The organism is Amycolatopsis thailandensis, assembly GCF_042723255.1.
In the GTDB taxonomy this organism is placed as follows: Bacteria; Actinomycetota; Actinomycetes; order Mycobacteriales; family Pseudonocardiaceae; genus Amycolatopsis; species Amycolatopsis thailandensis.
Genome location: NZ_JBHXJK010000045.1, coordinates 52,567 through 63,677 on the forward strand (window position 1 = coordinate 52,567; position 11,111 = coordinate 63,677).

The window sequence follows — 11,111 nt, forward strand, 5'->3', positions numbered from 1 at the left end:
CGCGATCGCTCTTCTCGTCATGACGTTCGTGGCCTCCGCCGCCGCAGCCGTCCCGGCGCAGGCCACGGCCTTCTCCGGCCGCGTGGTCGTGGCGGGCATCGATCTGGAGCGGGCGACGATCCCGGATCTGCAACGGGCGATGCGCTCCGGGCGGCTGTCCTCGGTCGAACTGACCGCCTTCTATCTGCAGCGGATCCGCAAACTGAATCCGACACTGCACGCGGTGCTCACCACGAACCCGGACGCGCTGCGGCTCGCCGCGGACAGTGACCTGAGACGTCACCGGCACCGGTCGAAGGGGCCGATGGACGGCATTCCGGTGCTGCTCAAGGACAACATCGACACCGCGGACCGGCAGCCGACCACGGCGGGCTCGACAGCGCTGCTGGAATCCCGTCCGTACCGCGACGCCGGCGTGGTCGAGAACCTGCGCGAGGCGGGGGCGGTCATCCTCGGCAAGGCCAACCTGTCGGAATGGTCGAGCTACCGGTCCACCAGTTCGTCGAACGGCTGGAGTCCGCTCGCGGGGCAGACCGCCAACCCCTACGTCCTCGACCGCAACCCGTGCGGCTCGTCGTCCGGCCCGGGCGTCGCCGTCGCGGCACACCTGGCGACTGTGGCCGTCGGGACCGAAACGGACGGTTCGATCAGCTGTCCGTCCGGCGCCAACGGCATCGTGGGCGTCAAGCCGAGCCTCGGACTGGTCAGCCGCAGCGGGATCGTTCCGGTGTCGAAGCAGCAGGACACCGCGGGCCCGATGGCGCGCAACGTGGTCGACGCCGCGATCCTGCTCGCGGCCCTCAACGGCGCCGACCGCCGTGACCCGATCACCGTCGACGCCGCCCGGCAGTCCCTCGACGACTACACGAAGTTCCTGCGCCCCAACGCTTTGCGCGGTAAGCGGATCGGCGTCTGGCGCGAGGTCTACACCCCGGACGACACGACGAAGGCCGCGTTCGAACAGGCCTTGGGCAAACTGCGGAAGCTCGGCGCGACCACGGTGGAGATCACCATCCCCTACCTGGACGTCATCGCCGCGAACGAGTTCCCCGCGATCAGGACCGAGTTCAAGCACGACTTGAACGCCTACCTCGCGTCCACCGGCGGCAAGCACCCCGCCGACCTGGCCGGGCTGATCCAGTACAACCTGGACCACGCGGCGGTCGAAATGCCTTACTGGACACAGAATCTGTGGGACCGGTCGCAGGCGACCACCGGTGACCTGAACGATCCGGCCTACCGCGCGATGCGGGAAGCGGCGACGAGCGCCGCCCGGCGGGGTCTCGACGAGACGCTGCGCGGGAACAAACTGGACGCGATCGTTGCGCCGACCAACAACGCCGCGTGGAAGACGCAACTCGGCGTCGGTGACGGCGCGCTGCTCATCGATTCGTCCGGACCCGCGGCGGTGTCGGGCTACGCCAACATGACCGTCCCGATGGCGTACGCCGGGCCGCTGCCGCTGGGACTGTCGATCATGGGCGGGAAGTTCAGCGAACCGTCGCTGCTGGCCATCGCCTACGCCTTCGAACAGGACACGAAGGTCCGCCGTCTCCCCACCTTCATCCCGTCCATCGGCTGACCCCGCCGAAGTACATGATGGCCCCCTTCCTTGCGCCCAGGTACAGGAAGGGGGCCATCATGTACTTCACCTCAGGAACGCGAGGCTGCGATCGACCTCCGCGACGGCGCTGTCACGCTCGACGTGACCGTCGATCACGAGCGTGGCAAGCCCGTGGAGCAGGCACCACAGCGTGACGGCGAAACCGCCGGGGTCGTTCCTCTCGCCCACCCGGTCGGCCAGCAGCGCACAGGTCTCCCGGTGCGCCTCGGCGAGTTCCGGATACGCGGTACGGTCACCGATCCCGGCGCCCGCCATCAGCCGGTACAGCGCGGGATTCTCCAGCACGAAGCCGAGATAGGAATGTCCGAGCGCGGTCATCGTCCCGGTGCCGCGGCCGCGCAGACGCTCCCGCAATTCGGCGTGCCCTTCCAGCGCGACCGCCACCAGCAACGCGTCCTTGTCGCGGAAATGCCGGTACGGCGCCGCGGTGGACGCGCCGACCCTCGCGACCGCGCCGCGCAAGCTCACCCCCTCGGGACCTCGCTCGACGAGGACCTCCCGCGCGGCCATGACGAGCGCACGACGCAGGTCCCCGTGGTGATAGGAACGTTTGACGACCATGGCGGACCCCCCCAGCCCTTGATGCCACGTGAACGCCTCACCTTAGCGGAGGGAGCGCTCCGCCAGGTCGTTCGCCGCGATGTACCCGAAGGTCATCGCCGGGCCGATCGTCGACCCCGCGCCCGCGTAACTGGGGCCCATCACCGCCGCGCTGGCGTTCCCGGCCGCGTACAGGCCCGGGATGACCGAGCCGTCCGCCCGCAGGACCCGCGCCCGCGCGTCGGTGCGCATCCCGCCCTTGGTACCGAGGTCGCCGGGGACGATCTTGAACGCGTAGAACGGCGGCTCCCAGAGCGGGGCGAGGCATGAGTTCGGCAGGACGTACGGGTCGGTGTAGTAATGGTCGTAGGCACTGGCGCCCCGGCGGAAATCACTGTCCACACCGGACAGTGCCTGGCCGTTGAACCGGTTGACCGTGGCCCGCAGCGCCCGCGGCGGAACACCGATCGCCGAGCCGAGCGCCTCGACGGTCCACGCCTTCTTGACAGCGCCCGCCGTGTACCACTCGTCGGGAAGCGGCAACAGCGGCGCGACGTCGCGGAAGAGATAGCGGTTGCGGTAGTGCTGGTCGACGACCAGCCACGCCGGAATGGTGGGCGAAGCCGGGTTCCGGTCGTACATCGTGTGCACGACGTCGCTGTACGGCGCCGCCTCGTTGACGAACCGCTTGCCCGCCGCGTCCACCATCAGCCCGCCGGGCAGCGTCCGCTCGGCGAGGCAGAAGTACGGCTCGCCCGGGAGCGGGATCGCCGGCCCCCACCAGGCGTCGTCCATCAGGTCCAGCGCCGCCCCGGCGCGCTTGCCCGCCAGGATCCCGTCGCCGGTGTTCGACCGGGCGCCGACTGTCCATTGTGTACCGATCGGCTGTCGCTGGTATTCCGCCCGCATGGCGGCGTTGTGCTCGAATCCGCCGGAGCCGACGATGACGCCGCGTCTGGCCTTCACCACGCCCGCGGCGACGGTCACCCCGGTGACCCTCCCGTTTTCGATGACGAGATCGGTCAGCGGCGTGTTCAGCCACACCGGGACGCCGGCGCGCTGGAGCCCGGCCCGCAGCCCGGCGGCCAGTGACTGCCCCATGGTGAGCGGTTTCTGCCCGGCGAGGGCGGCGAGCGTGCCGCGGGCGAGGCAGGCGGCGGCCACGGCGGCGCCCTTCGGGTTGACCGCGGCCAGCGCGAGCCACTTGTAGTCGGCGCTGAAGACGACCATCCCGGCAGGCGTGGCGAGGTACGGCGGGTTCAGGTTGGCCAGTTCGGCGCCGAGCACGTTCCCGTCGAGCTGATCGGGTTCGATCGAGCGGCCGTCCGGCATCCCGCCGGGCAGTTCCGGGTAGTAGTCGCTGTAGCCCTCCATCAACCGGAACCGCAGTGGGCTGTTGGCCATCACGAACGACAGCATCGCCGGGCCGGCCGCGAGGAACGCCTGCTGCCGCGAGGCGGGGATCGTCGGGCCGACCACGGCGGCCAAGTACCGTGCGGCCTGTTCCGGGGTATCGCGGACGCCGGCTTCGGCCAGCACCGGGTTGCACGGAATCCAGATCCCCGCCCCCGACCGGGCGGCCGAGCCACCGAACTTCGCCGCCTTCTCCAGCACGACGCAGCTGAGCCCGCGTTTGGCCGCGGTCAGCGCGGCGGTCATCCCCGCCGCGCCCGCTCCGACCACGACGACGTCGTACTCGCCGAGCACCGCGGCGCCGGCCGAAGCCGTCCCGGCGAACGGCAGGCCCGAGGCGAACACGATCCCGGCGCCCGCGGCGGTGCCGCGCAGGATCTGGCGCCGGGACAGGCGGTTTTCGGGCTCCATGAGTCCTCCTCGCTTGGCGATCGAGCGAGGTCATGTTCTCCGGGCGACGACAAAAGTGAAACAAGTTCTACCCGCTTGGAGCAGGCGGGACCGGCCGCGCTCGGCCGGTCACCTCAACCGGCGCGGGCATTCAGCCCAGAGCGCGGACCAGGTCCAGCGCGCGGCCGAGGGTGGTGAGCCGGTCGGCGACCGTCTCCCCCGCCGGGTACAGCCGGACGGTGTCGACCCCGGCGTCGCGCCAGACGCGCAGCCTTTCGGCCACCATCGCTTCGGTGCCGATCAGCGTCGTGCCGAGCACCATCTCGTCGGTCACCAGCGCGGCGGCGCCTTCCCGGTCGCCCGCCTGCCAGCGCTCGCGCACCGCCGCGGCGGCCTCGGCCCAGCCTTGCCTGCTGTAGGCGTTGTTGTAGAAGTTCGTTTTCGCCGAGCCCATCCCGCCGAGACTGAACGCGAGTTCGGCCTTGCGGCCCGCGACCATCCCGCGCAGCTCGTCCTCGTCCCCGGCGAAAGCGACCTCGGCGCCTTGGCAGACTTCGAGATCCGCCCGCGATCGGCCCGCCTTCGCGAGACCGGCGTCGAGATGCGCGAAGTACGCCTGTGCCCCCTCCGGGACGAAGCTCGTGCCAAGCCAGCCGTCCGCGATCTCGCCGGTCAGCTCCAGCAGTTTCGGCGAAAGCGTGGCCAGGTGGATCGGGATGTCCGGATTCGGCGTCGTCGACAGCCGCATCGGCCTGCTCTCGCCCGGCAGCGGGATCTCGAACTCCTTGCCGGAGAACGAGATCTTCTCGCCCGTGAACGCGCGGCGGATGATCTCGACCGTTTCCCGCATCCGGGTCAGCGGCCGGGCGAACGAAACGCCGTGCAGCCCCTCGATCACCTGCGGCCCGGAAGCTCCGAGCCCGAGGGCGAACCGGCCGCCGGACAGCTCCGAGAGCGTCAGCGCGGCCTGCGCGATCGCCACCGGGGTCCGTGTGCCGAGCTGGATGATCCCCGAGCCGAGCCGGACGCGCTCGGTCCGCGCGGCGAGGTAACCGAGCACGGACGGCGCGTCCGAGCCCCACGCCTCGGCGACCCAGCACTCGTCGAGACCGAGCTTTTCCGCCTCCAGGACGAACTCCAGCGTCTCCCGCCAGCCGCTCGAAGCCTCGACCGTCGTCGCCGTCCGCATCACGCGCGGCCCGCCTCGGCCCGCTCCTTGATCGCCGAGAGCGTCCCTGTCATCGCCTTCTCGAACTCGCGCAGCCGGACGAAGACGATCTTCTCCTCCTTGTCCGGCATCTGGTCGATGGCCAGCGAAAGGCCCGAACGCCCCGGCCCCAGCTGCATCCACTGCCGCAGCTTCGTCCCGCCGTTCTCGGGCTCCAGCGTGAAGCGCCACAGCGCGGTGGGTGTCTCGGGATCGTGCACGGCCCAGGTGAAGACCCTCGGCTCGTCGCATTCGACGACGTGCGACGTGGTCTCCCATTCACCGAGCGCGTCGTGCTTGCTGCGGCCGACGAACCGCCTGCCGACCGCGGCCCCGCCGCCGGCGCCGTCGCACCATTCGGCCGACTGGAGTTCCTGGCTCATCGTGGGCATCAGCCGGACGTCGGAGACGATCGCCCAGACCCGCTCCGGATCGGCGTCGACCCACTCCTGGACCTCGACCGTCGGTTTGTCGGCGTACTTGGCGCCCGTCCACTCCATCGTGGTCCCGCCTCCCGTGCTCGTGACCTCGATAGTTGCTTAGATAGACTTAGCTTGTCAAACCCTCCTGCGCGGCGAAGCGGCGCACCACGTCAGGCCGGTTCGCGAGCTTCGGCGGGTAGCCCGCCCCGAGCCGCGCCCGCGTGTTCTCGGCGGTGAGCGGCGCGGCGCAATGCGCGCAGACGACCTCGGCGTGCGTGTCATGGCCGCAGGTGTCGTGATGCAGCGTGATCGGCGGTCCGGCCTCCTCGGCGAGCCAGCGATCACCCCAGCGGGACATCGCGGCGAGCACGCCGTAGAAATCCGCGCCCTTCTCGGTCAGCACGTAGTCGTAACGGACCGGTTCGGACTGGTAGGCGCGCTTTTCCAGCAGCCCTTCGCCGACGAGGCGGCGCAACCGGTCGGCGAGGGTGTTCCGCGCGATGCCGAGCTCCTGCTGGAACTCGTCGAACCTGCGGATCCCGTAGAACGCCTCCCGCAGGACGAGCGGCGTCCACCAGTCGCCGAGCAGGTCCATGGTGCGCGCGATCGAGCACGGCCACTGCGCGAACGAAGTCCGTTTCATGCCAGCGAGCCTACGCCCGCCGGAATTGATCCGGTCATTCCTCCACCTATTCCGCGGCACTCAGGCCGCGGCGCGAAATGTCGCGATCCGATCAAGGAGATCTCGCGCATTAATATCACCCACCCGCTTCCGCACGCTTTCCGACAGTGGTCGCAAACGATCCCGCGTACGCGCGGAACGGATTCCGTACGCGATCTCCATCGCGGCGAGGCCGACCTCGGCCGCCTGGCCCAGGTCGCCCTCCAGCGCGTGGTCGACCGCGAGCCAGATCATCGTCAGCGACCGGCTGCGCACCATGTCCGGACCATAGCCGTCGATGGCCTCGGTGAGCGCGGGAATGGCCTCCCGGCTGTGGCGGACGTCGACGACCCTGGCGAGCTCGGTGCGCACCGTCCCGATCATCGCGGCCAGGTCGTTGACCGTGAAGAAGGCGGACCACGACGGCACCGTGTCCCCCAGCGAACTGGCGAACTGTTCGGGGGCAAGGGAAATCTTGTCCAGCGCCTGCCGGACGTCGCCGAGCAGCGCGTACGCCCACGCCTCGTTCGCCGACAGGATCGCCTGCGACAGCGGCCTTCCCGCCCGGCGTGCCGCGAGCTGGCCGTGCCCGAACTGCTCCAGCGCCTCCACCGGAGAACGGTGGTGCAGATACATCCGGCCGAGCCGATAGCGGACGTTGGCGACGAGATCGTCGTTGCCGGAATGCGCCGCGAGTTCGAGCGCGCGACGGAAGTGCCGCTCCGCCTTGAGGGGGCGCCCGGAATCGAATTCCGTCCAGCCCTTGAGGTTGTGCAGATCCGCGACCACGCCCGCCAGCCGCCGCGCCATCGGCTCGCTCATCGTTCCCCGGCGCAGTGCCGCGCCGTATGGCTCCAGCACACGCAGCAGCTCCCGGCAGGATCCGCCGCCTTCCCGATAGTCGCGCGCCCGGAGCGCGGCGATGACTCCCTCCAGCCGGTCGATGTCGGCCTGCCCGACCCGCATCGGGAGCCGCTCAATCACGGCGGCGTCCCCGGACTCGTGGCACAGCCGGTTCGGTCCCGGAGCCGTACCGGGACGTGGCCGGAACCGTCCGCCTGCGCGGGCCGTAAACCGCGTCTCGACGCGCTTGGTCTTCCCTGGGAATGACGAGGGTGATTCTTACACCCATTGCCGCTCCTCTCCCGATCCACAACGATCAAGCTCGCCGAGGTCCAGGACGGAGCCACGCCGGTCTCCTGGAAACACATGAACGACGCAACGATTATGCTAACCGCGGGAAATATCGATTCACTCCGCCGAACGGTTGGCTATTTCCATTCACCGGAATATGCACGTGCGGAATCTCTTTCTTTTGCACGAATGATCACATTTATCGCCCGCTCACCGCACGTGCTCGACGCGAACCGTCCGTGAGCACCTGAGACGCAGCTCTCAGCCGAACGTGTGAAAGTTGCCATCTCGGGTCACGAAAACGCTTCACATTGCGTTATCAATGATTGAAGATCAACAGCAACCGAACGTAAGGGGCTGAAGCGTTGGACAAGGAAAGCGACCTCATCCGGGGGACGATCGTCTTCGGCCTGCGCACTTTCGGTGCGGACCCCCTCCCCGTCCAGGCCGATCTCGAATACGACCCCGAGGACCCCTACGCCGTCGTGGTGGCCTACCACTCGGGCGGCGGGACGGTCCGCTGGATGTTCGGCCGTGACCTGCTGGCGGACGGCCTCCTCACCCCATCGGGTGAAGGCGATGTGATCATCAGTCCGGCCGACGACACCTCGATCGTGATTTTCGCGCTCAGCGCGCCCGACGGCTGCGCCGTCCTCGAGGCCTCGGCGCAGGAGCTGGCCGAGTTCCTCGACCGCACCTACGACGTCGTGCCCGCCGGTTCCGAGCAGGAGTGGTTCGACTTCGACCAGGAGATGACCAAGCTCGTCACCGAGTCCTGACCGGTGGCGGCACCGCCGTGCGGATGCCGCCACCGCTCCGGATCAGCCGAGTTCGCGCAGACCCGGGACGACCTGCTCGGAGAACGAGCGCAGGAACCGCTCCTGATCGTGGCCGGGGCCGTGGAAGACGAGGTGGTTGAAGCCGGCCTCGACGTACGGCTTGATCTGCTCGACGGCGTCGGCCGGATCCGAAGTGACGATCCAGCGGCGGGCGACCTGCTCGATGGGCAGCGCGTCCGCGGCCTTCTCCATCTCGGCCGGGTCTTCGATGCCGGCCTTCTGCTCCGGCGTCAGCGAGAGCGGCGCCCAGAACCGGGTGTTCTCCAGCGCCTGCGCCGGATCCGGGTCGTAGGAAAGCTTGATCTCGATCATCTTGTCGATGTCGCCGGTGCTCCGGCCGGCCTGCTCCGCGCCTTCCGCGACCGCGGGAAGCAGCTTGTCGGTGTAAAGGTCCATCCCCTTGCCGCTGGTGCAGATGAAACCGTCGCCCTGCTTGCCGACGTACTTCGCCATCACCGGGCCGCCGGCTGCGATGTAGATCGGAACGCCGCTCTCGGGGCGGTCGTACACGGTGGCGTCGGTGGTCTGGTAATACTCGCCCTCGAACGTGACGCGCTCTTCGGACCACAGTTTGCGCATCAGTTCGATCGCCTCGCGCAGCCGCGCGAACCGCTCCTTGAACGCGGGCCACTCGATCCGGGCGACCGCGACCTCGTTGAGGGCCTCACCGCTGCCGACACCGAGCAGCACGCGACCGGGGTACAGGCTGCCGAGGGTGCCGAACGCCTGCGCGACCACGGCCGGGTTGTAGCGGAAGGTCGCCGTCAGCACGCTGGTGCCGAGCACCACCCGCTCGGTGCGCTCGCCGACCGCCGCCATCCAGGCGAACGAGAACGGCGCGTGCCCGCCCTGGTGCCGCCAGGGCTGGAAATGGTCGCTGACCATCACGCTGTCCAGCCCGACCTGCTCGGCGAGCACGGAGTACTCGACGAGGTCGCGCGGGCCGAACTGCTCGGCCGACGCCTTGTAACCGATCTTCAGTGCCATCCGGGGTCACCACCTGGGCTCTTGGGTTGTTCCGCTTTTCACCTTGGCACAGAGTCGATCAGGTTCGCCCATACCTCGATGTGTCGGGAACACCACTCCGCCAAGGGGAATGCGTGACCGCGGACCGTGGAAAGGCCCCGTACCCGCCCTCACCTTCCGGGACCGGCACATGGTGGTGAGTTGTGCCGTTTGCGCCGTCACCTGTGCGTCGTGCTGGGCTGAGTCGTGATCGGGGAGTCGAACCCCCACGCTGCCCTCCACGTGCCAGGAGGTGGACCGGAGTACCGCCGGCCCTCGGCTCGTGCCCGCTTCCCGGAGGGCTACCTGCTTTCCACGTTCAGTCCAGGAGATCGGTCTCCCAGTTGGTGCGCTGGATCTCGACGTCGATCACCCGGATCTCCCCGGCGACCCGGTCCGCGCTGGACCGCAGTTCCGCGACCGGAAGCGCGGAGAGATACCGGAGTTCCGAACGAAGCTGACGACCGTAGCCGCCTTGGTTGCGACCGGCCGCGGCGTCGGCGGCCGCGGTGAGGACCCCGTGCCGGAGCCGGAGGACGTCGCGGCGCGCGATCGCGTCGGTGATCGTGCCTTCCCCGAGCGGGGTGGCGGCGTTGGTGCGGTTGATCCGCTGGATCAGCGACTCCAGTTCGCCCAGCGCGGTTTCGGCGTCGACGAGCAGAGCGGCGGCGTCTTCCGCGGGCTCCTCGCCTTCCTGGTGCCGCGCGTTGTCGACGATCCGGGAACGCAGCGCCTCCACCTTCTTCGTCGCGTCGGCGCGCAGTGCGAGCGCTTCGGCCAGTTTGATCGGGGACATGCGGGGAAGTATCACCAAGATCGCCGACCGCCGCATCTCGTTTTCAGCCCACCAGGGAATGCTTCCGGTACGACGAGTCCGGCTCGGTGAACTCGATCCCGTTCTCGTCCATGGCGTTGAAGACGGTGAAGCGGCCACCCGGGAAGACGAACCCGAGAGCGACCATGCGCCCGGCCATGTCCTGGCTCACGGATTGCAGGAGTTCGACGTCCTGGAGCACCTGCCCCTCCAAAGCGGACAGTTCGGGGTAGATGTCCTGCCGCCACTCGAGCGGGCTGGGCTCCTCCGGGTCGCCCCAGTCCCATGCGGACTTCCCGTACGGGTCGATCGTGTTCCAGGTCAGGGAAACCTCGTCGAACTTCCAGTGCGTGATCTCCAGCCGTTCGGCACCGAAGTCCACCACGACGGGCGCGTCCTGAAGCCATTCACGGTATTCGACGAACCACGTCAGGTGGACGCGCTGGAGCCGCTTGCCCACCAACGCGCCCAGCCGGTCGCCGTGCGCTCCCCGGATCCTCTTGAGTCCGGAGAGCCACACGGGTTCATAACCCTCGATGTCGAAGAAAGCCACCCGGTGAGTATGCCGTCAGCGCGTCCGGCGAACCTCGCCGTTCCGTGACACCGTGGAGGGATGCGAACCCGGATGCTCGCCGTCACCGTCGACTGCCGTGAGGCCGAAGCACTGGCCGCGTTCTGGAAGGAAGCGCTCGGCTACCCCGAAACCGAACGGTGGACGGACAGTCACGGCGTGACCTACGTCGAGCTGAAGAGCCCGGACGTCCCGAGCCTGCTCTTCCAGCCGGTTCCCGAGAAGAAGTCCGTCAAGAACCGGCTGCACCTCGACGTCGCCCCCGTGGAACTCGAGCAGCGCGAAGAGGTCGCCAGACTCGTGTCACTCGGCGCCAAGATCGTCGAAGACCCCGAGCCGGACCCCTGGGTGGTCATGGCCGACCCGGAAGGCAACGAGTTCTGCGTGCTGCCGCGCCGCTGAAGGCTCGTGAGTGGCTAGGACGGTTCTAACCGTCCAAGGCACACACCCGCGGCTAAGGCGGCCTCGTACCGGGCGGCTCGCTCGGAACA

The 11,111-nt window shown here is 68.9% G+C and carries 12 protein-coding genes; 3 read left to right on the forward strand and 9 right to left on the reverse strand.

Going from position 1 to position 11,111, the window contains the following annotated elements; translation table 11 throughout:
- Positions 1 to 19 precede the first annotated feature (19 nt).
- Positions 20 to 1,582, forward strand: a complete 1,563-nt coding sequence (locus ACFWMR_RS19745) for an amidase (protein ID WP_378379395.1) — start codon at positions 20 to 22, stop codon at positions 1,580 to 1,582.
- A 66-nt stretch (positions 1,583 to 1,648) separates the two neighbouring features.
- Here ACFWMR_RS19745 and ACFWMR_RS19750 read toward each other — a convergent pair whose 3' ends face one another.
- From ACFWMR_RS19750 to ACFWMR_RS19775, 6 genes are all read right to left on the reverse strand, one after another.
- Positions 1,649 to 2,185: a TetR/AcrR family transcriptional regulator gene (locus ACFWMR_RS19750; protein WP_378379396.1), complete on the reverse strand. Its 537-nt coding sequence runs from the start codon at positions 2,183 to 2,185 to the stop codon at positions 1,649 to 1,651.
- A 42-nt stretch (positions 2,186 to 2,227) separates the two neighbouring features.
- On the reverse strand, positions 2,228 to 3,988 hold the full coding sequence (kstD, locus tag ACFWMR_RS19755) for a 3-oxosteroid 1-dehydrogenase (RefSeq protein WP_378379397.1): 1,761 nt from the start codon (positions 3,986 to 3,988) through the stop codon (positions 2,228 to 2,230).
- A gap of 130 nt (positions 3,989 to 4,118) precedes the next feature.
- Complete coding sequence (locus ACFWMR_RS19760) at positions 4,119 to 5,156, reverse strand: LLM class flavin-dependent oxidoreductase (protein WP_378379398.1); 1,038 nt, start codon at positions 5,154 to 5,156, stop codon at positions 4,119 to 4,121.
- The gene (locus tag ACFWMR_RS19765; protein ID WP_093937055.1) at positions 5,156 to 5,674 is read right to left on the reverse strand and encodes an SRPBCC family protein; all 519 of its coding nucleotides are present in this window, start codon (positions 5,672 to 5,674) and stop codon (positions 5,156 to 5,158) included. The genes ACFWMR_RS19760 and ACFWMR_RS19765 overlap by 1 nt, the downstream gene beginning before the upstream one ends.
- Before the next feature lie 49 nt (positions 5,675 to 5,723).
- The gene (locus tag ACFWMR_RS19770; RefSeq protein WP_093937054.1) at positions 5,724 to 6,239 is read right to left on the reverse strand and encodes a winged helix-turn-helix transcriptional regulator; all 516 of its coding nucleotides are present in this window, start codon (positions 6,237 to 6,239) and stop codon (positions 5,724 to 5,726) included.
- Between the two features lie 60 nt (positions 6,240 to 6,299).
- Positions 6,300 to 7,223: a tetratricopeptide repeat protein gene (locus ACFWMR_RS19775; RefSeq protein WP_378379402.1), complete on the reverse strand. Its 924-nt coding sequence runs from the start codon at positions 7,221 to 7,223 to the stop codon at positions 6,300 to 6,302.
- 533 nt (positions 7,224 to 7,756) lie between these two features.
- Between ACFWMR_RS19775 and ACFWMR_RS19780 the strand changes: the two genes are divergently transcribed.
- On the forward strand, positions 7,757 to 8,170 hold the full coding sequence (locus ACFWMR_RS19780; protein ID WP_093937052.1) for an SsgA family sporulation/cell division regulator: 414 nt from the start codon (positions 7,757 to 7,759) through the stop codon (positions 8,168 to 8,170).
- A gap of 42 nt (positions 8,171 to 8,212) precedes the next feature.
- On the opposite strand, the gene fgd is transcribed toward ACFWMR_RS19780, so the two are convergent.
- The 3 genes from fgd to ACFWMR_RS19795 form a co-directional block, all read right to left on the reverse strand.
- Positions 8,213 to 9,217, reverse strand: a complete 1,005-nt coding sequence (gene fgd / locus ACFWMR_RS19785) for a glucose-6-phosphate dehydrogenase (coenzyme-F420) (protein WP_378379399.1) — start codon at positions 9,215 to 9,217, stop codon at positions 8,213 to 8,215.
- 337 nt (positions 9,218 to 9,554) lie between these two features.
- Positions 9,555 to 10,031, reverse strand: coding sequence for a DIP1984 family protein (locus ACFWMR_RS19790; RefSeq protein WP_244199868.1), 477 nt, complete (start codon positions 10,029 to 10,031; stop codon positions 9,555 to 9,557).
- Between the two features lie 43 nt (positions 10,032 to 10,074).
- Entirely contained in the window at positions 10,075 to 10,602 is a 528-nt protein-coding gene (locus tag ACFWMR_RS19795; protein WP_378379400.1) for a hypothetical protein, read from the reverse strand.
- Positions 10,603 to 10,662: 60 nt separating this feature from the next.
- On the opposite strand from ACFWMR_RS19795, the gene ACFWMR_RS19800 reads away from it, so the two are divergent.
- Complete coding sequence (locus tag ACFWMR_RS19800; protein WP_378379401.1) at positions 10,663 to 11,022, forward strand: VOC family protein; 360 nt, start codon at positions 10,663 to 10,665, stop codon at positions 11,020 to 11,022.
- Positions 11,023 to 11,111 lie beyond the last annotated feature (89 nt).

Coding starts and splice junctions, on each gene's coding strand:
- ACFWMR_RS19745 (WP_378379395.1), top strand. CDS start 20: ATGACGTTCGTGGCCTCCGCCGCCGCAGCCGTCCCGGCGCAGGCCACG.
- ACFWMR_RS19750 (WP_378379396.1), bottom strand. CDS start 2,185: ATGGTCGTCAAACGTTCCTATCACCACGGGGACCTGCGTCGTGCGCTC.
- kstD (WP_378379397.1), bottom strand. CDS start 3,988: ATGGAGCCCGAAAACCGCCTGTCCCGGCGCCAGATCCTGCGCGGCACC.
- ACFWMR_RS19760 (WP_378379398.1), bottom strand. CDS start 5,156: ATGCGGACGGCGACGACGGTCGAGGCTTCGAGCGGCTGGCGGGAGACG.
- ACFWMR_RS19765 (WP_093937055.1), bottom strand. CDS start 5,674: ATGGAGTGGACGGGCGCCAAGTACGCCGACAAACCGACGGTCGAGGTC.
- ACFWMR_RS19770 (WP_093937054.1), bottom strand. CDS start 6,239: ATGAAACGGACTTCGTTCGCGCAGTGGCCGTGCTCGATCGCGCGCACC.
- ACFWMR_RS19775 (WP_378379402.1), bottom strand. CDS start 7,223: ATGCGGGTCGGGCAGGCCGACATCGACCGGCTGGAGGGAGTCATCGCC.
- fgd (WP_378379399.1), bottom strand. CDS start 9,217: ATGGCACTGAAGATCGGTTACAAGGCGTCGGCCGAGCAGTTCGGCCCG.
- ACFWMR_RS19790 (WP_244199868.1), bottom strand. CDS start 10,031: ATGTCCCCGATCAAACTGGCCGAAGCGCTCGCACTGCGCGCCGACGCG.
- ACFWMR_RS19800 (WP_378379401.1), top strand. CDS start 10,663: ATGCGAACCCGGATGCTCGCCGTCACCGTCGACTGCCGTGAGGCCGAA.